General features: G+C 60.8%; 22 protein-coding genes. All 22 read right to left on the bottom strand.

Annotated features, from left to right (window positions below; all coding sequences use genetic code 11):
- Window positions 1-8: 8 nt before the first annotated feature.
- The gene (locus tag AL755_RS08485) at window positions 9-4,004 is read right to left on the bottom strand and encodes a peptidoglycan DD-metalloendopeptidase family protein (protein ID WP_054010632.1); all 3,996 of its coding nucleotides are present in this window, start codon (window positions 4,002-4,004) and stop codon (window positions 9-11) included.
- Window positions 4,005-4,394: 390 nt separating this feature from the next.
- Window positions 4,395-4,688: a hypothetical protein gene (locus AL755_RS08495; RefSeq protein WP_054010634.1), complete on the bottom strand. Its 294-nt coding sequence runs from the start codon at window positions 4,686-4,688 to the stop codon at window positions 4,395-4,397.
- A gap of 99 nt (window positions 4,689-4,787) precedes the next feature.
- Entirely contained in the window at window positions 4,788-5,348 is a 561-nt protein-coding gene (locus AL755_RS08500) for a phage tail tube protein (RefSeq protein ID WP_054010635.1), read from the bottom strand.
- A 64-nt stretch (window positions 5,349-5,412) separates the two neighbouring features.
- A complete protein-coding gene (locus AL755_RS08505) occupies window positions 5,413-5,817 on the bottom strand; it encodes a hypothetical protein (RefSeq protein ID WP_150117076.1) in 405 nt (134 codons plus the stop codon).
- A complete protein-coding gene (locus AL755_RS08510) occupies window positions 5,810-6,064 on the bottom strand; it encodes a hypothetical protein (protein WP_054010637.1) in 255 nt (84 codons plus the stop codon). The genes AL755_RS08505 and AL755_RS08510 overlap by 8 nt, the downstream gene beginning before the upstream one ends.
- Complete coding sequence (locus AL755_RS08515) at window positions 6,057-6,398, bottom strand: hypothetical protein (protein ID WP_054010638.1); 342 nt, start codon at window positions 6,396-6,398, stop codon at window positions 6,057-6,059. Before AL755_RS08515 ends, AL755_RS08510 begins: the two co-directional genes overlap by 8 nt.
- Window positions 6,398-6,925: a hypothetical protein gene (locus AL755_RS08520; RefSeq protein ID WP_150117077.1), complete on the bottom strand. Its 528-nt coding sequence runs from the start codon at window positions 6,923-6,925 to the stop codon at window positions 6,398-6,400. The genes AL755_RS08515 and AL755_RS08520 overlap by 1 nt, the downstream gene beginning before the upstream one ends.
- A 20-nt stretch (window positions 6,926-6,945) precedes the next feature.
- The gene (locus AL755_RS23470; protein WP_160318876.1) at window positions 6,946-7,101 is read right to left on the bottom strand and encodes a hypothetical protein; all 156 of its coding nucleotides are present in this window, start codon (window positions 7,099-7,101) and stop codon (window positions 6,946-6,948) included.
- A gap of 2 nt (window positions 7,102-7,103) precedes the next feature.
- Entirely contained in the window at window positions 7,104-8,345 is a 1,242-nt protein-coding gene (locus tag AL755_RS08525; protein ID WP_054010640.1) for a phage major capsid protein, read from the bottom strand.
- Between the two features lie 17 nt (window positions 8,346-8,362).
- Complete coding sequence (locus AL755_RS08530) at window positions 8,363-9,088, bottom strand: HK97 family phage prohead protease (protein WP_054010641.1); 726 nt, start codon at window positions 9,086-9,088, stop codon at window positions 8,363-8,365.
- The gene (locus tag AL755_RS08535; RefSeq protein WP_054010642.1) at window positions 9,069-10,517 is read right to left on the bottom strand and encodes a phage portal protein; all 1,449 of its coding nucleotides are present in this window, start codon (window positions 10,515-10,517) and stop codon (window positions 9,069-9,071) included. The genes AL755_RS08530 and AL755_RS08535 overlap by 20 nt, the downstream gene beginning before the upstream one ends.
- Window positions 10,517-10,717: a hypothetical protein gene (locus AL755_RS08540; protein WP_054010643.1), complete on the bottom strand. Its 201-nt coding sequence runs from the start codon at window positions 10,715-10,717 to the stop codon at window positions 10,517-10,519. Before AL755_RS08540 ends, AL755_RS08535 begins: the two co-directional genes overlap by 1 nt.
- Before the next feature lie 19 nt (window positions 10,718-10,736).
- Entirely contained in the window at window positions 10,737-12,350 is a 1,614-nt protein-coding gene (locus AL755_RS08545) for a terminase large subunit domain-containing protein (protein ID WP_107503827.1), read from the bottom strand.
- Window positions 12,295-12,639: a terminase small subunit gene (locus AL755_RS08550; protein ID WP_054010645.1), complete on the bottom strand. Its 345-nt coding sequence runs from the start codon at window positions 12,637-12,639 to the stop codon at window positions 12,295-12,297. The genes AL755_RS08545 and AL755_RS08550 overlap by 56 nt, the downstream gene beginning before the upstream one ends.
- 151 nt (window positions 12,640-12,790) lie before the next feature.
- Window positions 12,791-13,090 (bottom strand): HNH endonuclease, encoded by a 300-nt coding sequence (locus AL755_RS24530; protein ID WP_445290496.1) that lies wholly within the window; start codon window positions 13,088-13,090, stop codon window positions 12,791-12,793.
- A 20-nt stretch (window positions 13,091-13,110) separates the two neighbouring features.
- Window positions 13,111-13,446: a hypothetical protein gene (locus AL755_RS08555; RefSeq protein ID WP_054010646.1), complete on the bottom strand. Its 336-nt coding sequence runs from the start codon at window positions 13,444-13,446 to the stop codon at window positions 13,111-13,113.
- A gap of 728 nt (window positions 13,447-14,174) precedes the next feature.
- Window positions 14,175-14,948: a hypothetical protein gene (locus AL755_RS08560; protein WP_054010647.1), complete on the bottom strand. Its 774-nt coding sequence runs from the start codon at window positions 14,946-14,948 to the stop codon at window positions 14,175-14,177.
- Window positions 14,949-15,700: 752 nt separating this feature from the next.
- Entirely contained in the window at window positions 15,701-15,901 is a 201-nt protein-coding gene (locus AL755_RS24535; protein ID WP_445290497.1) for a helix-turn-helix domain-containing protein, read from the bottom strand.
- Window positions 15,902-16,282: 381 nt separating this feature from the next.
- Window positions 16,283-16,528, bottom strand: coding sequence for a hypothetical protein (locus AL755_RS08565; RefSeq protein ID WP_054010648.1), 246 nt, complete (start codon window positions 16,526-16,528; stop codon window positions 16,283-16,285).
- Window positions 16,525-17,085, bottom strand: a complete 561-nt coding sequence (locus AL755_RS08570; protein ID WP_054010649.1) for a hypothetical protein — start codon at window positions 17,083-17,085, stop codon at window positions 16,525-16,527. Before AL755_RS08570 ends, AL755_RS08565 begins: the two co-directional genes overlap by 4 nt.
- 104 nt (window positions 17,086-17,189) lie before the next feature.
- Complete coding sequence (locus AL755_RS08575; protein WP_054010650.1) at window positions 17,190-18,449, bottom strand: replicative DNA helicase; 1,260 nt, start codon at window positions 18,447-18,449, stop codon at window positions 17,190-17,192.
- Window positions 18,446-18,847 carry a hypothetical protein gene (locus tag AL755_RS08580; protein WP_054010651.1) on the bottom strand — a complete coding sequence of 134 codons (402 nt, stop codon included), beginning with the start codon at window positions 18,845-18,847 and terminating at the stop codon, window positions 18,446-18,448. Before AL755_RS08580 ends, AL755_RS08575 begins: the two co-directional genes overlap by 4 nt.
- Window positions 18,848-18,849: the final 2 nt, after the last annotated feature.

Raw genomic sequence — 18,849 nt, forward strand, 5'->3', positions numbered from 1 at the left:
CTTGAACATCATCGGCGTGCACCTCCACGAGCCTTGACGCGTTCCACATGGGATACCGCGTCCATGAATTCATTGACGCCCGCCTTCGGCGGGAGCTGCACATTCCAAATGACAGGGGCACGGTCTACCGGATCTGATACCAGCGTGTGCACGTCGCGCCACTGCTCATTGGTCAGTACCGCATCAGGCTTGCGCCGCTGGTGATCAATGATTTGCGGTGCGCCCGTGTTGGTCAGCCATCCACCGCCGTCAAACAACGTCGGGGTGACCAGGCCGCCCTTGGAGTATCCGCCCGCCCGGTCCCAGCCCGTGCGGAGATCACCGTACCTGTCCTGGGTGTACCGGATGGAGGCAACCATGTTCGCCATCGGATTGAAAATATCCGCTGACAAGCCACGGTCCCTGTACGCCTCGAACGTGGACGGGATGAGCTGCATCAGGCCCTTGGAGGGCTGCCCCGCCGCGGCATTGGAGTCCCAGTTATTGACCGCATTCGGGTCGCCGCCCGATTCCTGCATCATCCGCCGGTACATGGAGGCAGAATTGCCGATCAGCCCAAGATCGCCGTGGCCTGTTTGGATCAGAGCCGCGTTGATCATGGGCATCCACCGTGCCCGCATGCCAACATCGCCGGCAACAGCTTTGACGCCATTGACGGCGCCCGACACCACTGAGCCGAGCTTGTCCTTCACCCACTCGCCGACTCCACCGATTAGCTTCTCTCCGGCCCCGATGGCCATGTTGACCACGGAACCGCCGCCGGGGAACGCTGCGGTGAGCTTGGCCTTGGCCATGCCGACCAATGCCGCAACCGGGTTGAACCCGCCGCCGCCACCGGAGGGTGCGGATGCCCCGGCCAGGTAACTGAGCGGATTCATGGAGTTCGGGTAGCCGCCCTGGTACACACCAAAGTGAAGGTGCGGGCCGGAGGTGATGCCCGAATTGCCGGAGAGGCCGATCTGTTGGCCGGGGCTGACCTTCTGGCCAACCCTGACCATGATCTGGGACAGGTGCGAGAACCACCGTTCCAGGCCATCGCCCATCACGCGGATCTCGTTACCTCCCCAGACATTGCCAAGGTTCGGGCTGACACCTGCGAAGTCCACGACGCCCGGGCCCGTGGCATAGACCGGGGTGCCCACAGGGACACCAATGTCAATGCCGTCATGGCTGGCACTGTAACCCTGTGTGAGTGTCTTCGACTTGGTTGGCCACACCCGGCCACCGTTGGCGAAGCCGAGCATGCCCAAGGCGCCGGCGCCGTGCTGGTTGAAAGCATCCAACAGCCCAGGCGCCCGGCCTTCAATCGATCGGCGCGAGGACTTCTTGACCACGAACTCGTCAGCATGCACAATGCCGGCAGGTTGCAGACGCGCTCCCGGCCCAGTCCAACCACCAGTAGCCCAACCCGCAGGCGGCTTAACCGTCCCGAGCGGCTTGACGATCGCGCCCTTGGGGTCGATGAAACCGGCCACGGAGTTGAACGCGCCGATCAGTCCCTCGTTGATGACCTTCTCAATGACAAACAGCACGGGCTTTTTGGCCACAGCCTGGATTGATTCCCAAGCCGCCTTGACTGCGTCAACACCCTTTTTGAACGCAGCCGGGACGTCGTTCTTGATGGCGTTCGAGAGGAAATCGAAGACCGGCTTGATGCCCTTCTCCCACACGAACTTGATCACTGAACTGATCCCGTCAAAGGCGGGTTTGATGATGTTCTGCCACAGCCACGTAAATACGGGAGCCAGGATGTTGTTGATGTACCACTTGATGGCGTTGAAGATGGGCGTGATGATGGTGTTCCATACCCAGCCAATGTAGTTTCCAATGCCCTTGAATACGGGCTGGATGATGTTCTGCCAAAGCCACATAAAGACGGGGGCGAGGACGTACGTCACCACAGCCACGATCAGCTGAAATACTGCCTTGATGACGGTGAAGACCACGCTGATGTACGTCTGGATGAAACCGAAATACGGCTTCACAATGTAGTTCCACAGCCAGGCGAACACTCCACCAATGACGTCCACGGCAGTTTTGATGATCGGCATCGCGGTTGTTTGGAACCAATTCACCACGGCACCGACGACGGCCATAATCCCGTCAAAGGCGGGCTTGATCGCGTACTGCCAGAGCCAGGTAAAGAACCCGCCAACAGCCTTCAGGGCGCCATCAACAAAGTCCTTGAACCAGCCGATCTTGTTGTAAGCAAGGATGAAGCCAGCGACAAGGGCCACCAGAATGGCCACGACAATGCCAATCGGGTTAGCGGACATGGCGGCGTTCAAGCCCCACTGGGCCGCAGCCATAGACTTAATTGCCTTTCCGACGGCCTCGACGACCATGATCGCCTTTACCGCTACGACGTACCCCGCAACGCCAGCGGCAAGTGCCGTAATCCAGCCGCTGTTGTCGCGGACGATCTGCCCAAATCGCTCCATATGGCCGGCGAATCCGGCGGAGGTGATGTCGTTGTCGGCAGAGGAGAAGGCGGCGCCGAATGCTTGTAGCCCGCCAATGACCGAGTCGAGGATCGGCATCGCCTTATCTCCGATGAAGCCGAAGGCGGCGGTGGCGGCCGGCAGGAAGAACCCGCCAATTTTGGTGGAGATGTTCTCCCACTGGGCGGCGGCTACTTGCTGCTTGTGAGAGAACGTGTCCTCTTCCTTGGCGAAGTTGCCCTTGGCGTCAGCGGACTGCTTTTCGATGGCAGCCATAACGGCCATCGCCTTGGTTTGGGCATCCAGGGGCGGCAAGGATCCGGTTGTGGCCGAGTCGAAGGCGTTCTGGGCCGCGGTCAAGGTGTTTTTGGCTGCGAGAGCCTTGTCCGAGTCGGCGCCGGACTTGGCTACCGCGTCGTTGTACTTGCGCTGTGCGAGTTCCATCTTGCCCGTGGCGACGGCGATCTTGCCGGCGTCCTTGACGGGCTTCAACAGGCCCATGGACATGGCTTGGGCCTTCAGTGCCGCCTCGTTGAGGCTGATACCGTACTTCTCGATCGGGTCCATTTCGCCCTTGAGCGCTGAGGAGAGTGCCCCGACGGCTTCCGCTGCGGTGCCACCGAACATGGAGGACAGGTCAGCGCCGGTGGTGATCAGGCCGTTGGCTTTCGACCCGACCTGGTCCAGGCTCACGCCAGCGTTCTTCAGCTGCGCGCCCAGCACGGTGGCCAGTTCGTTGTAGTCGTTTGAGGACAGGCCCACCGTCTTCGCCGCCGTCTGGGACCAGGCCAGCATTTGGCCTTCGGAGGTTTTGAAGACGGAGCCGATGGCCCCAATGGACTGCTCGATGTCGCCGGCGCCGCCGATGGCGTCTTTGATGCCACCAACGACGGCGTCAACGGAGAATTTGGCGGCCATGAGGCCAAGGCCTGCTTTGAAGGCGGTGGCGAACACGGATCCGCCGCGGGTGCCGCCCTGTTTCGCCTGAGTCTCCGCGTCCTGGGTGGCATCGTGGACGCCGCGAGAGAGGTGTTCTTTGACGCGCTGGCCAACGCCTTTCCAGCCGTCCGCGTAGGTGCGTGATGCGGTCTCAGATGCCCCCGCGGCGCGCTCCACGGCGGCCTGTGATTCCTTCAATTCCCGCTGCAACCGGTCTTGTGACGAGGCGGCCCCCAGCGTTTCAGCTTCCAGCCGTTGCTGGGCGGTGGCCAGGCGATCGGCGGCGGAGAGTGCTTGTGAGGAGGTTGTGCCGTGCTTCTGGGTGGCCTCGGTGAGCTTGGCCTGGGCGATGGCTACCTTGCGGGTAGCCGCCTCCTGCTTGGTGGCCGACTGCTCGGCCGAGGCCGTGATGCGCTGCTGGGCGACCTCGACCTGGCGGCCCAGGGCGGCCATGTCGGGGCGTGCGGTGTTGAATGAGCGGGTCATGGCCGTGCCCATGGCTTGGCCGGCGCGCCCGGCCTGGGTCTGCACGCCGGTGAAGGCGCGGGCCACGTCGCGGGCCAAGCCCTTGGTTTCGGTGGTCAGAGTTACATAACCAACGGCCAGTTCAACACCAGTAGCCAAAGCGCACCTACCATCCTAGAAGTTCATTTAGTTCGTCAATGGGCCGTGGTGTGTTTCCGAGTTTGTCCACGTGCTCGTCCTTCATCCATGGGCGGACCAACGGTTTCGGGACCTCGGATTTCTTGATGTGGGATCGGCGCGCTTGAGTGGCGCCGATGGCGCCGGTGTTGTCGTAGATGCCGGCCACCATGTCCGCCAGCGGGTGATACCAAACCCACTCAGGGCCCCCAGCACGCACCAGTGGCGCGTCAAAGGGCAGGGTGGAGATGATGGCGTGGCAGTCGTCCCAGGTGAACGAGCGGGACCCGATATCACGCCAGCGCAGGCCCCGCTCTATCAACGTCGCTTCGAACGCTTCAGGATGTTTTTTTCGGGCGTTGATCAGCCCATTTATTTTGGGAGGTCGGCCAAGTTTCCGTCGGTCCAGTCGCCGATGAAGTCCTGCAGTTCATCCTGGGACAGGGTGCGGAACGCGTCGATGGAATCGTCATCGACGTTGGCTTCCTTCAACCAGGCGCACACCTTGCCGACGTCGCCATTGTTCAGTGCCTCAATGGTGCCGATGGACAACTGGCCAAAGTCGGGGAAGGTGAAGTCATCGGTGAACAGCTCGTTGGTGAACGTCACCATCCGGTAAAGTTTGGTGGTCTTGCGGGCATTCTTGCGGGTCTTTGAAACGGGCATCGTCGGCTCCTTGGTGAGAATGTCGGCTCTGGGAAAGGGAAAGGCCTGTGCCCCGGCGAGCCGACGCATGGTGAAACCGGGGCACAGGAGATTGGGGGCTTAGACGCCCGTGCCGTCGTCCATGTAGGAGACGGCCTTGACGCCGGAATCGTCCGGGAACGCTTCGATGGTGACCTCGTACCGGATCACGTCCGAGTGGACGAAGGTGACATCACCGGAAGTGGTGATCTGACCGTCCGGGACAACCTCGCGGATCGAGGAGGCGGCGTCCTTCATGTCCAGCACGTACGCCTTTCGGGCGGGCATGCGGGAGGTGTGCTTGACCTTGACGGAGCCGGCGGTGACGGTGACGTTTGCTTCGCCGTGGATGAGCTTGAGCACCGCCGCATTCGCGGACTCCAGGAAGGAGAACTTGTAGGTGATGGAGTGCTCGGTGCGGACGATCTTGACCGCATCGCCGCCCCAGGCCTTGATCTTGTCGTCGGAGGCGTCCGTCGTGCGGGTCACCCCGTCTTCGCCGATGTAGCCGCCCTTGACCCAGGCCGGGTCGAGAGGGGTCTTGGCGTCGGTGGGCAGGGCGACGGACAGATCGCCAAAGAGCAACCCGCCAGTCGCGGTGATGGGGGCGCCGACGAGGACTGCGTTTGTTCCAGTGGTCATGATGAGTACATCCTTTTCAGAGGGTGATTGCGTCGGCCCGTTTCAAAGGAAAAGCCCCGTCAGATCAGACGGGGCGTACTTCGACCGCTTCCCCCCTGAAGGAGAACGTCACGGTCAACACATACCGGGGTATGCGAGTTTCACTGTCCGGGAAATAGGCTGGCCTGGACCAGCCCTTCCGGAGATAGACGCCCGGCTCGGCGCCGGGCCAGGCGCGCATCAACGCGTAGATGGTGCGTGCCAGTTGCGATGCGCGGGGGCTGTTCGGCGCCCAAATATCCAACGTCAACCGGGTTTCGTCCAACACATGGTCATGGACGCCGGCACCGCCCGTGTCCGTGACGGTCACAAGCTCCTCGGGTCGATCCGCGGGGATGTCTTGACTCACCCACACATCGACCGGCAGGTAGGCCGTCAGAAAGGAGATGGCGCGGGCGACAGGATCCGGGAACAGGATGACCTCAGTCACGACCAGCATCCAGGGCCCGGATCAACGAATGATGCTTGCGGTTGCTGTTCAACGCGTGCCCGGTCGCCAGTACGGACACGGCCGCCCGGTTGCGTTCCAGAACAAGGTCAGTGACTTTGAAGCCCTTGGCCTCGCCGCCGGCAGCGGCCGCAACCTTCTTTGCGCGCTTCCGCAGCTCGTCCCGGACCTTGTGGCTGGTGCGGACATCTTCGAAGCCCTTCAGGTTCAACTTCAGCTTCTTAGCCATCCACGCGCCTCACTTTCACCTCGGTGCGGAACAAGGTTCCGGTGAAGAAGTTGGAAATCGGTGGCGCGTTGCCCTCGACACCGTATTCCTCCCCGCGAATCGTAAACAGGTCTCTGCGTCCGCAGTTGAACCCCGGTGGGAAGAACAGCACGGCATCAGTCGTTTGCCGTTGAGAGGCCCCGTCTCGGGGTTCCTGAGCGTCCGGAACGTCAACACCGACCCCGGGGATGGGGACCGCGGCCGCGTACTGGGCGATGGCGTTTCCGTGGCTGTCCCGCACCACGCCCACATAGGCGCGATGCAGAACAGTTTCACCGCCAGCAAGTCCCAGCATTAGGGCCCCCAATTCAGTCGGTAGGGCTCCAGGAGCTCCTTCTCGGTGGCCATCAAGGGGATGGACGCTGAGGCTCCCCCGGAAGTGGCGAGGGTCAAGGACTGTGTGCCGGCGCGCTGGTTCACGATGTTTCCGCCAGGGTTCATGACAGCCCGTGAGGCAATGGACGCAATGAGTCCGGCCACATCGGGCGCCGACTCATACCCGTGCTTGATGGTGATGCTGATCCCGGAGTTTCGCAGCGACCAGTGGCCGGTGCGCCGGCTCAGGATTCCCTTCGTTGAAGGGTCCACGTCTGCGAGAACGTCTTGACCGTCGCTGGTGCAAGCGATCAGTGCCACCAGGTTCGTGGTGGGGATGAGCACATCTTCCCCGCCGCGCCCGTCGAGGATGATCGTTTCCTCAATTTCCGGGGTGATGTGCCAGCCGCAGTACCTTCGCACTGACGCGGTTGCAGCATCAAGCCAAAACTGTGGATCCAGAGGGAGGGAGTCACCGGCGAGTTCTACTATCGGGGGAATGCCCATGGCGCTCCCTCCCTTCGGGTCTACTTGCTGGCCGGGTTGGCGGCCTTGTTCGAAACAGCCTTGGCCTTGGGCTCCTCGGCCTTGGCTTCCGGCTCCGGTTCCAGCAGGCCGCGGCGCTTGGCATCGTCCTTGCGGTAGCGGATGCCGTCAATGACGACAATGTCCACGTCAGCCATGGCTATGCTCCTCGGTGGCCGAAGACCAGGCGGGACGGCTTCCAGATGACCTGGGCGGCGCGCAGCTCGGCACGCACGTAGGTCATGTTGCGCTGGGCGTAGTCCTTGTGCTGGTTGAACGCCTGGATGGACAGGCCTTCACGGTCGAGCAGGGCGACCTGCTTGAAGTCGCCGAGCAGGAACGTGCCGGCCTCGATGCGCTCGGACGTGATGCGCGGGCGCCCCCACAGGGTGCCCGGTGCCAGGCTGAACGGGCCCTGACCGTAGAAACGCTCGTTGGCGTCCTGCATCAGGTCGATCTCTTCCTCATCTTCGGGGTTGATGAGGATCGCGTCCACGCGGCCGCCGTTGAGGCGAGTCACCCGGGTGATGGCGCGGCGGACGGCCTTGACCATGTCCATCGGGGCGGTGCCCGTGAACGAGTGGTCTTGGATGCCGGTGGTGTGCAAGATGCCCTTGGGCTCGCCGGAGACGCCGGAGCCGTTGAGGAGCTTGTCCTCCAGGACCGAGTCCAGCGAGTACTTCAGCTCGCCGTTCATGTACGTGGCGAACGCCGGGGCGTCCGAGAGCAGCTGGTTGGTGACGTCGTAGCCGTCAGCGTAGGTGTAGACCTTCGCGTCGGCCAGCTCGGTGCTGATCTCGGAGATCGGCTTGAGGGCCGCCGCATCCGTGCCCGAGGTCGCTTCGGGAACGACCTTGGCATTGCGGGTCACCGCGGTGACCTGCACGTACTCGAAGTTGCCGCCGGTCTGGCCGCGGCTGATCAGATCCAGCAAGGTCAGCTGCGGGCGCTCGACCTGGTCAACCATCGGGACACGAATGTCCTGAATGCGGGCCTGGGGGGACGTGAGGGCCTTGCGGTTGACGAAGAAGTCCTTCATCGAACCGATGCGGACGGTGCCGATGTTGATCGGCGTGCCCTGGCCGACGCCGGACGGGTTGGCCTTGGTGAATTCCTGGTACGGGGCGGACTTCATGAACCGCTCGCCCAGCGGAGTGTCGCCGAAGCCGTCTTCGTTCTTCACGGCGACTTCGTCGGACTTGCCGAACTCGACAAGATCCGCGAGAGCCTTCTCGGACTTCGTGATGGACTCGATGCGCGACTTCAGTTCAAGGGCCTCGGAGCCCTTCGACTCGATGTCCGCCGCTTCTTCTGCGGTCAGGTCGCGGCCGGCGGCTTTCGCGCCGTCGATGGTTGCCTGCATCGCCTTCTGGAGGGCGAGCAGCTGTTCTTTGAGGTTCACGTGAGTGACCTTCCTGTTTAGAGGGATTGAATGAGCTGGTTGAGCGCCAGGGCATGGTTAGACGGGGCTGCCTTCGGCTCCTCGACCTTGACCGTTTCCGGTTCCTCGGTCTTGGCGTCAGAAGTACCGGCATCCGGTTCCTGATCGGTGGTGAGAATTTCCCCCAGCGCCTTGTAGGCGGCCTGGGCTTCTTCCCGGTCGCTGGCCGACAAATCGTGGCCAGCTTTGATCCCGGCCCTGACGACATCGACTGCCGTCTTGACCGCGAGAATTTCGGTGTCTTGATTCGCCCCCACGGGGACGATGGACACTTCGTGAAGGCGAAGTTTGCGCAGCTCGTAGTAGGAGCCGCCGTCTTCGGGCTTCCGGTCCACCCACGCGCCTTCAAGGACGTCATAGGCGAAACTCATCTGGCGGACGCGCTTTTCCTTCAACAGCTTGTGCGTGTGCTTGCCGGCCTCGGTATCAAGGTCCAGCTGGCACTTCACCAACAGGCCGTGATCGTCTTCGCTGCCGGCGGCGGCGCCCAGATTCATGAAGGGGTCATCCATGCGGTGTCGCCAATACAGGGGCACTGGCGCCTCGGCGGCGGCATATTCGGCCAAGGATTCCGCGAAGGCTCCCTTGATGACCATGTCGCCGTAGCTGTCTACGTTGCCGAAGACGGAAGCGTAGGCGGTGAAGCTGCCTTCGGCGCCGTCATCGACGGCCTTCACGGCGATCTCAATGGTCTTGGTCTTCATGGTTCCCCTCCTTGAGGTGCCGTGATTCGGCCTCGTCGTTGAATTGCAGTGCCAGGTGTGTGGCGGAGGTATCGTCTAAGCCGGCGGCTTTCAAGTCCTCGGTGAGTTCGCGATCCCACCGCGCCCGGTCCCACCAGTCCAGGACGCCGGCTGACTTTTGTGAGGCGACGACTTGGTTTTGGCGTTCGGCGAACTTGGCGAACACCGGATGCGCTGCCTTGCCGTCTTGGGGGGATGCCTGCCCGCCGATCAGGACGTTCAGTGGCGTGATCAGCTCGTCGCCACCAGTGATCGAGGGAAGGTTCTGCTTGCCTCGGCCCTCGTTGCGGGTCATCCAGGGGGCGCCGATGGCCGTTGACATGACCGCTGCTTGTTCCTCAAAGGATCCGCGCAGCTTCGACTCGATATTGGCCTCGACGTAGACGTCCCGGGACGGTTCAAGCATCGGCACAAGCACCAAGTTGAGTAGTTGTTCCCAAGCTGCGATGTAGGGTCCCAGTGCGGGACCGTAGAGCATCTGCTTGAACGCCTTGATGTTCGCGAACGTGCCCTCACGGGCCCCGACGAGTTCCGGCGGGATGTAGTAGGAGGATGCGACCTCAATGTCGGTCAGGCGCCGCCCTTCAAGGTCGAGGGTGTCTCGCGGGCGGAACGCGTTGACTTCCTTGTACGTCATGCCGTCCTCAAGGACCGGGGTGCCGCCCTCCTTGCCGCCGCCGCGGGTGAACGTCTTCCAGGAGGTGGCGAACCGATCGCGGGCCACATCCGAAGACCAGGGCTTTTCTCGCTCCAAAACACCCGGGATGCGGGCCCCGTTGCTCCACACCGAACGGCGGTAGCTGATCGCTTCGCGGTATTCGTCAAGGAGCTCTTTGAGGGTCAGCAGTGACGAGGTGCCGTTCGCGCCGCGGGTGGAGTAGCCGGCGTCCAGAAGGTAATCGGCCGGATCCCCTTCAAGGATCGTCCCGTCGTCCCTGGTGATCAGCACCGTGGTGATGCGGCCCAGGAAGTCGCCCTTGAACCTCACCTGTTGGGCGGGAATGCGCACCAGCTCGTAGCCGTCGGCATGTTGGACGATCTGGGCGCAGTATTTATCGTGGAGCAGCCCGTCAATGAGCAAGGACTCCCAGAATCGGTATGCGGTAACGCCTGGCGCCCGGGAGGGCCTGTCCAGCAATTGGGCCAGTTTTCCGTCTCGGACCCTGACGCGGTCTTGATCCGACTTGCGTTCGTAGAGATGCAGCGGGGTGGACGCCGTATTTCGGGCGATGAAGCCCACGACCTTGCGAATGGAAGGCTGATTCTTCCAGGCGGGCCCGTAGCTTGACTGGCCATCCCACTCCAGCAACGGCACGCCGGCGTCCACGATCTCCACATTGTTCGACGCAGCCCAGGACCCAAGTTCCCCCAGTGTTTGAAAGACCGCCATCAGGGCACCTGCACATAACTGATCCGCGACACCGGAACGATGACAAAACCATCCACCGGGACCGGCTGCGGGCCGTCCACGGCCGCAGCGTCACACAAGGTGACCGCCGCACGCGTCGCGGACTCCAGGACACCGGCGAGGGCCGTATCAGCCGTCACGACGATGACCCGTTTGCCGGTCAGAACTTTGAGTTCACGCATTCAGCGAGCCTCCTTCAAATCACAGGACCAACAAGTCGTGGTCTTCATAAGCGGATGTGTGGTCATCGGAGGGCAGTGTCTCCAAACCCCAGAGGGCTTCCGTCACAGCACACAGCGGGGCGACATCGACCGGGGACTTGGCACGGTTCCATACCCACACCTCGCCCAGGTCCTTCTTCACCGCGTCCTTGAGCGCCAACATCAGCGCCGGCTGATCCGTGAACCGCAAGGACCCGTTCATGACCCGGTCAGAGAACTGGGAACACGACGAGGTCAGGTCCGTCCCCTGGCACTCGGTGACTTCCACGCCCTCTTGACGCAGATACTCAATCAACGACGACGCGGGAGCGCCGCGGCCCTGAACAATCACCGCATCCGGTGTGAAATCCAGTCCGGAGGCAACCGTCTTAGCCACCCACTCGGTGCCATCGCGCTGAGCGATGACTTGAACCATCGGGATCCCGTCCGGGCGGTACCCGGCCACCGCCAAATAGGTTTTTCCCCGGTCATGAGAGGTATCAACCGCCAAAACCAGTGGCGAATCGTCCGCAAAAACCGACAAATTGTCGGTGCAAGCCTCGATCTTCTCGGGCGGGAACGGCCCCTCAACATCAGCAGTCACCCACTGGCACAGGTTTTCTGTCCGGAAAACGTACTCGGGGACACCGTCTTCACCCGGTTTACCCACCAAGGAGGCCTTGGAAGCGAGCGTTTCCTCAGTAATGAGGGCGATACCGTTCTCATCCTCATGCCCCATCGACGGATTAGCCTGGGCCCAGCCGTCACGGTCCCAGATATCGCAGCCATCAGGGGCCGACCACTCAAACAGGGCCAGTGTGGTGTCGTGCTGGTTCGCGAACGCCTCAGCGTCCATGAGGCCGCCATCAACATACTTTTCCCAGTCCGCGATGCGGTCCAAGCCCTGTTTGCGCAAGCCGCGCAGCACATCCGACTTACCAGTGCCGGCATTGGACACCGCCAGCGTCTGCGAGGAGTACCGGGCGTTCGTCGTGTTCGTCAGCGCCGACCAGGACTCCCAATCGCGCTGCTGGCGGAGCTCATCAAAGGCCAGATCCGTCACGGACAGCCCACGGCCACCGTCATCCGAGGCGGCCTCGCACTTGTACCGGGAACCGTTCGTGAGCTCCAAGTACTTGTTGCCGTTCACGTTCGACTTATGGGCGATGTATTTGCGGGCCGCCGACCGACGCAGCGCCATCGTCGTCAGGTCAAGGATCTCCTCAGCCGCAGAGAGCTTGTGCGCGGCGCCAAGAATCAGCGGAGACTCAACCTCGGGCCCGTCCCACATCAGCATCCGCCACAACAAGCGAGTGGACATGATGAACGACTTGCCGTTCTGCCTGGACACCAGCAGCAACACCGTCTTGAACCGCAGCTTCGGGAACTCGTCATAAGAGAACGAACCCAACGCCAACTCAAGGGAATGAATCAGGAACCATTCCTGCCAAGGATGCAGACGACGGCCGGCGATCTTCGCCGCCTCGATCGCCTCAAACCCCAGCGAGGTATCAGGCGTCAGCTCACGCAACGGCTTCGTGTGGATCCGCGGAACGGTTTTACCCAGAAGCCGCTTGCTTCCGGCCTCTGCGCTTCTTGAGCTCGTCAACAGCATCACCCTCCGCCTTCACCTCGGCAGCAAGTGCCCTGCGCGTGGCCGGGGTTAGACCCAGTGCCTCGCAGTACCTCAAGAAAGTTGGAAGGGACGTGTTGTCGTGGACCGGAACCGTCGGCTTACGTTCCGATTCGGCGGCCTGCTCCATGGCAAGCTCCACAATCTCGTCCCAAGCGTCGATCTTCCTCGCCAAGGCAAGAGCGGCCTCCACAGTGCCAGCATCAGCCCCCACACGGTCCACGTAAGGGGCAGCAGCAATGGCTACCAAAGTGGCCTCATAAACTCCCATCGCACATCCTTAGGTATAATCACGCCCGCGGGCGTGCGGGCGACCCCGGGCCGAGCTCGCGGGGGGAGAGAACAGCTTCGCCCCGGGATCTGTCCACCCTGGGGACGGTTTGAGAGTTGACCGCCCCTACCCCCTGTGGTTCGTCGGCTGGTCAGCTCTTGAGCCATTGCCTGGAGAGTGTTCCGAGTCCGCCGGTTGGCATTTTGTTGGAGCGTTTTTGGTTGCAGAGCCGGTGCGAGGCGCGGAAGTTTGTGGGGTCTTCTGCGTGTTGGGGGTGTGTTGATCGTGGGTAGAGGTGGTCTAGTTCGAAGGCGTCTTCTTCGGGCCATTTGATGCGGTAGTCGATGGCTTGGGAGCAGAGCCAGCAGGGTTCGTTGGCTTCGGCGCATTGGGTGCGGAAGGTGGCGCGTTGTTGGCGGTAGCGTCTGCTGGTTTGTCCGTCGCCGGCCATGGTGTCACCGCCTGGTGTGGTTAGTGGTATCCGACGATGGCACTGTCATGGGTGTCTGCGAGGCTGGGCAGGACGGTGATCATGTCGTCGTGGCTGGTGCCGATGGGGATGATGACGAGTGCTGCCGAGTGTCCGCGGAACTCGTCTGCTCTGCGGACGAGCCTGATCTTTCCGCCTGCGTGGAAGTCGAGTCCTTCATTGCCGTTGGTGCGGCGAATGGTGCGGGCCAGTTCTTCGCCGCTGTTGTTCAGCAGGTCGGTGAGTACGTCGTGTGGTTGCTGGGTGAGGATGACGACGTGTCCGCCTTCGTTGGCTACCTGCACGGCTTCCCGTGCGATGAATGTTGGAAGGGTCATGGTGTCTCCTAAGTGTTCGCCCTGGTTATTGCTTCCGCTTTGCCTGAGCTGGTGGGCGGTGATTGTGTGCCTTGGCTTGCGGCTCGCGGGAACGAGTGGTGCTTTGCTTGCCGACGTTCCAAGGTCTTTCACCCAGCGCATCGGCGGTATGTCCGGCTTTCGTCGGCCACGCTTAGCTGGGAAGATGTGCCCCCTGCTGAGTGGCTGCGGGCCAGGCCGTTACGCGTATGGGGTTCGCGTCCTCGGTGGAGTTGATGGGGTGCCGCACGGGCTCTAGATGGTTGGGTCGCAGCGCAACAGCCTTGCATCTCCACCGACGAGCACGTAGCTTCAAGTCATCAAATTCGATCCAGGTCAAAGGGGAATATTATGCGTGAAGTCTGTTCAGATTGTGGAGGCAAACCGATTTATCGGAAAGTCGATGTCACCTCGATCGCAGACTCGACTCGGAGGTTCGAATCTGTTGCCGCGAGGTGCAGTAACTCTAAATGCCCGAACAGTGACCCGCGCAACCTTTCGATAGATTGGGTGAAGAACATCGAATAGGAGAATCTCGGCCAAGCTGTGGACGGTTGGATTGGACGCCGTGCCTTTAGGTTCATTGCCGCTGGCAAAGAGAAAGGCTCGAAGCCCTTGGGGGGACGCTTCGAGCCTTTCGTCACGTCTTTCGACGCTATGTCAAAACTACGTGACAGTGTTCCCATAGTCAAACTATTTGCCGAACGTGTCTACGTAGCTGCCTTGGCGTAGGTGTTGGCCTTAGTCCGGGCCCAGAGGTTGCGGACTTTTCGGATTTGGTAGAGGGGCTTGCCCAGGTGGTTTTGTCCGATTGGTGCGAGCTTCCCACGGCATGCCCATTGGCGGATTGTGGCTGGTGCGATGACGTCCATGGTGACGGGGTCGGAGATTGCTCGGCTGATTTCGGTTGCTGTGCCTTGGTGAATTCCTGCGGCTTGAAGTGCGTCGCGGCGCCAGGTGCGGGCGTCCCAGGTAGCTTTGCAATTGGGGCATCGAGCCGTTGAATTGCCGGGGTTCGTGTAGAGCTGAGTCCCGCAGTCCTGCCCCTGGCTGTCGGTTGGGCAGGTGCCGGCGAACACTTTTCCTTCGGCTTGGCGGTCTACCATTCGATTGCGGGCCCTGGCTAAGTCATCTAGCTCCTGTGCCCAGTCATTTGCTTCTTCATGGGTTGCTAGCCATCCGGCGTGCGCCTTGGCCTTGGTGGCTAGCTTGGCCGTGTCGGTGACGTACTCGAATCGCCCTAGATCCTTATCAATGATGGTGCAGAGTCTGGACAGCAGCGAGTGGTAGTTACTACGGACTTCGCTGGCGCCGATGTGGAAGGCGTTACGTTCCTTTGGTGACACTCCGCCATTGCCAACTCCGCCTGTCTTGGCTTGCATGGTGAGTGTTATGTCGAGGTCTTTGAGGAGTTCTGGGATCCGATTGAGGTGGGTTGTGAGCCGATTCTTCAGCTGGGTGTGCTCGTAGTCCGCGGTCTGCATCAGGCGTCCTCCATAGACTTGTTTGGTTGACTTAATATTAACACGAACATACGTTCGATCTAGGTGTATATTCCCCGCTTTCTAGGGGTTTTGGCGTCCTTGTTGGGTCGGGTTGGTTGCTGTTGTGTTGCGCGCCGAGCCCAGCGTGGTCGCCAGCCCAGATGGAACCGTTCCGATAGGATTCCTTCATGTCGAAGGGGCTGAGACTTATCAACGGTTGCCATTTTTGCAACACACTTCTGGCAGACGTTTTCTTCGGTCTCCTTGAATGACAGCGGCATGATGACCCGAATCAGCTTTCCGCATACCGCGGCTCTGTAGTCCCAAGTGTCTTCGACGAAAAAGGGTGCTTGCATTGCCGGCCTGCGTGCGTCGTTGTAGACCGCGTGGACTTGCCCGGGGTTGTCTTTGAGGCGTGGCGCCTTATGCCCGGTCAACGGATCCTTGGTTACTACGTAATTCGAGAGTCCAGCGGCATAGTGGATCTTTTGGTTTGTCATTCTGTCTCCATTCACTAGGGGGTGTGTTCATCCGAGGTCGGGCTATCCCTAACTACCGGAAGCTGATAGCTCTTGCTGTCCAGCCCGTGCGTTGAGTTGAAATCAACGGACGGGCTGGACAGCGTTCAACACCGCGCAGGTCAGCTGTGGTGTTGAACACCTCAACTGATTCAGGTGGGAAAATTTCCCACCTGAAAGGTCATGTCGAACCGTCCTGTCCGCAGTTCCACAATTGGCGCAATCGCCCGGTCCTCATGTCTTCAGCGAAGTCGCTTGTTCTCTGGCCCACGTAGCAACTTCCTCAGGGTGGTATCGGATGAGGCCGCCCATTCGGTAGAACGGCGGCCCTTTTCGAAGTGAGCGCCATGTGCCAAGCGTGCTGAGTGAAATTTGCAGGTGTACTGACAGGTCGGCGGGAGTGAGGTACTGGGCAACATCTTCGTTCTCGAGCATCCGTTGACCTCCTGAGAGCTGGTGTTGAGTTCTTGTGGATGCTGGAATCGTCCCATAGCGGCTGGGCTTTCGCAGTGAGGCGGGGCGGATTGTTGGTCGCACCCCGCCTCCTGCAATCGGGCCTAGCGACTGTCTGCCGCGGCGATCAGTGTGTCGGGGCTAACGTCGAGGACTCTCGCGATGGCAGGGAAGTCTCTAATGTTCAACACGCTTTGGCATTTCAGTTTCTCGCCTACGGTGCGGGCATTTAGATGGGTGCAAGCCGCGATGTCGGCCTCGGTGACTTGCTTTGCGTTCATGCAGTTTTGATAACCCGGACAAGGCTCACAGACACGTGATGCTTTGGTGAGGAGAGGCTTGGGGGTGCTGTAGTAACGGTGCTCATGGGTTCTCTTTCGTTGCGAGGTAGTCGATGCAGTCCCACATGGAGTCTGATCCAAGGAGGGCTATTGTTTCGCGAGTGATCCGCTTGCCGGCCTGTTCAAGGTGCTTAGGGAATTGCGGGTTGCCGTTGATCCAGGGGAGCTCTGCGATGACCTCTTCAGTTGTTCCCATGAGCAGTGCTATAGCTTTCAGACTCAGCATGGGTTCTTCATCTTTGATCATGTACAGCTTGGAGCCGCTCATGCCGAGAGATCCTGAAAGGGTGTGCCTCCGAGTTCGGCCATTTTCTCTCGAGGCTTGGCGCCGGTCGTCGCTTCCATGACGTCGAACGCTCCGGCCAGGATGTCGTTGGTCATGGATTTGAGAGCAGCAATGAAGACGAGACTGAGCCCGTGGGTGGTGTGGAGGGTGACCTGCTCGGCCAGAATTTCCTCAGTCTTGGCTTCGTCACCGCAGTGAGCGGCGAGACTGAAAACTAGGCCCATGGCGTCGGTCTGGATCTGATCGATGTCCATAGTCGCGGTAGGCATCCCGTTGTCATCGAGGATGATGTACATGCCCGAGGTTTCATCACTCTCAGGCGTGGGGCGTGTCCACTCGGAGGCGTCATTGCGATCAAATTCTTCCTTGAGTTTCGTTATTCCCGCCTCACTGATGAGCGGCAGGTGGCGTTCTTGGCCGTTGAATTTCACTGTGATCTCTTTCATGAGTCCCGCCGCGATGGCTTCGGGGTTTACTCGGTCACCTAGAGGTAATAGGTCGGCTTCGTCATAGGTATTGCCGTTGTGTCGGAAAGTCATTGTGAGCTCTTTTCTGGGTTGGTTGAATGGCTGGACACCGGTTCGGGTCAGCCTGTCGTGTGCTTGTTTGGCTGGGGGTACCCAGAAGTGAGTACCCCCAGGGGTCATGCCGCTTGCTGGTAGCGGTCGCGTATTTCGGAGTAGTGGCCGCAGAAGTCCATGTCTGCGGTCCCGGTGATTCCGTGCCGGTTCTTGGCGACGATCAGATCAATTTCGTGTGGCGATTTCATGAGGTCGCGGTGGAGCAGGATCACGACGTCAGCATCCTGTTCCACGCCGCCTGAGGCGCGGAGGTCGGACAGTTGCGGAACTTTCCCATCGCGCTGTTCAGAGCTGCGATTCAGCTGTGACAGGGCAATCACTGGGACGTCGAGCTGCTGGGCCAGGAGCTTCAACTTCCTCGAGTTCTCCGTCACGACTTCGTACTCGCGTTTCTTGGGGTCCGAAGATTCCATGAGTTGTAGGTAGTCGATCACGACGGCAGCCAGACCGTGCTGCCGCTTTACAGACCAGACGTGTCGGCTGATGTCGGAGAACTTGGCGCCATGGGTCTTGTCGACGTACAGCGGCATGGTTTCCCAGCGTTTGATGGCCGGGCTCATGCGCTGCATGTCATCCTCGGTGATGTTGTTCCTGGTGATGTGGCCGATGTCGATCTTCGCGTCAAGGGAGATCATCCGTTTCTGTAGTTCGACTTCGGACATCTCGAGGGAGATGAATGCCACCGGGCCGAGCGCTGTGAGCTTGATAGCTGCTTGTAGTCCGGCGATGGTTTTGCCGACTGAGGGGCGGGCTCCGATGATGTAGAGCCCGCCCGGCCGCCATCCTTGGATGAGCTGGTTGATGCTGTCCCATGGCGTCTCGGAGTAGGTGACTGGTTCACCGAAGGAGTTGATCGTGTCGGCAAGGGTTGCGCCGATAGCGTCCACGGTTGTTGAGACCCCAGATACGGCGCCTTGCACGGCTTCCAGAGCCTTGTCTGCCAGTGAATCGACGTCCATTCCCTCGGTGCCGTACTGGACCAGCCACTGGCCAGCGGCAATCAGCCGTCGTCTTGCCGCTTCCTCGGCAATCACCTCAGCATGGAACGGGCTTGCTGATCCGCTCGCGCCAATCGCGAACAATGCGTTTATGACCGAGACGGCGGGATATCCGCGTTTTTCATCTGCAGGCAGTCCGTTGATCGCCTTGGTGATGGTGATGAGGTCGGCATGGCCACCTGACTCAGCGATGGTCTTGATCAGGTCGAACAGCAGCCCACCTGCCATGGTGCTGAAGTCCCGCCCTGTCAGATTGACACCTGCCAGGCATTCGCCGCTGGTGATGATCGCGGCGCTGAGGATCTCTTCTTCTGCCGGGGTCACTGGATGGCCACCAGACCGAGCGCAGCGCCCAAAGTGAGGTTCTGGTCATGGTAGCGCTGGTAGGCCGCTGGGGTGAGGGTTCCGGTCGCTACAGCCCGATTCAAGCGCCGAGTTACTTCTATCCAGTTGCCGGACTGCTCGTCGTTCTGGGTGGGGTACACGCCGCTATGGAACTTGTTCCTGCGGCATTCCTCAATGGCCCGGACTCGTTCAACGACGTGGGCTGGCATGATCCAGTCCGCCGACTTGGCGAAGTATTGGCTGACCGCCTTCAGGCAGTCGTTGAGCGTGTACGGTGCCAGGACTTCGTGCCAGGCCATGATGTTTGGGTTGTCGACGTTGCGGTTGTCGAAGGATTGAATTTTGGCGAGCACCGCTGCCGTTTCTTGGATCTCCATGG

Origin of the sequence: Arthrobacter sp. ERGS1:01 (assembly GCF_001281315.1) — a bacterium.
GTDB lineage: Bacteria > Actinomycetota > Actinomycetes > Actinomycetales > Micrococcaceae > Specibacter.

Bases quoted from the DNA above. Each gene is read 5' to 3' on its own strand.
- AL755_RS24535 (WP_445290497.1), bottom strand. From the start codon at position 15,901: ATGCTCGAGAACGAAGATGTTGCCCAGTACCTCACTCCCGCCGACCTG.
- AL755_RS08515 (WP_054010638.1), bottom strand. From the start codon at position 6,398: ATGCTGGGACTTGCTGGCGGTGAAACTGTTCTGCATCGCGCCTATGTG.
- AL755_RS08495 (WP_054010634.1), bottom strand. From the start codon at position 4,688: ATGCCCGTTTCAAAGACCCGCAAGAATGCCCGCAAGACCACCAAACTT.
- AL755_RS08510 (WP_054010637.1), bottom strand. From the start codon at position 6,064: ATGGCTAAGAAGCTGAAGTTGAACCTGAAGGGCTTCGAAGATGTCCGC.
- AL755_RS08560 (WP_054010647.1), bottom strand. From the start codon at position 14,948: ATGCAGACCGCGGACTACGAGCACACCCAGCTGAAGAATCGGCTCACA.
- AL755_RS08550 (WP_054010645.1), bottom strand. From the start codon at position 12,639: ATGGGAGTTTATGAGGCCACTTTGGTAGCCATTGCTGCTGCCCCTTAC.
- AL755_RS08535 (WP_054010642.1), bottom strand. From the start codon at position 10,517: ATGGCGGTCTTTCAAACACTGGGGGAACTTGGGTCCTGGGCTGCGTCG.
- AL755_RS08580 (WP_054010651.1), bottom strand. From the start codon at position 18,847: ATGGAGATCCAAGAAACGGCAGCGGTGCTCGCCAAAATTCAATCCTTC.
- AL755_RS08520 (WP_150117077.1), bottom strand. From the start codon at position 6,925: ATGGGCATTCCCCCGATAGTAGAACTCGCCGGTGACTCCCTCCCTCTG.
- AL755_RS08555 (WP_054010646.1), bottom strand. From the start codon at position 13,446: ATGACCCTTCCAACATTCATCGCACGGGAAGCCGTGCAGGTAGCCAAC.
- AL755_RS08530 (WP_054010641.1), bottom strand. From the start codon at position 9,088: ATGAAGACCAAGACCATTGAGATCGCCGTGAAGGCCGTCGATGACGGC.
- AL755_RS08540 (WP_054010643.1), bottom strand. From the start codon at position 10,717: ATGCGTGAACTCAAAGTTCTGACCGGCAAACGGGTCATCGTCGTGACG.
- AL755_RS08545 (WP_107503827.1), bottom strand. From the start codon at position 12,350: ATGCTGTTGACGAGCTCAAGAAGCGCAGAGGCCGGAAGCAAGCGGCTT.
- AL755_RS08570 (WP_054010649.1), bottom strand. From the start codon at position 17,085: ATGACTTTCCGACACAACGGCAATACCTATGACGAAGCCGACCTATTA.
- AL755_RS24530 (WP_445290496.1), bottom strand. From the start codon at position 13,090: ATGGCCGGCGACGGACAAACCAGCAGACGCTACCGCCAACAACGCGCC.
- AL755_RS08500 (WP_054010635.1), bottom strand. From the start codon at position 5,348: ATGACCACTGGAACAAACGCAGTCCTCGTCGGCGCCCCCATCACCGCG.
- AL755_RS08565 (WP_054010648.1), bottom strand. From the start codon at position 16,528: ATGAGCGGCTCCAAGCTGTACATGATCAAAGATGAAGAACCCATGCTG.
- AL755_RS23470 (WP_160318876.1), bottom strand. From the start codon at position 7,101: ATGGCTGACGTGGACATTGTCGTCATTGACGGCATCCGCTACCGCAAG.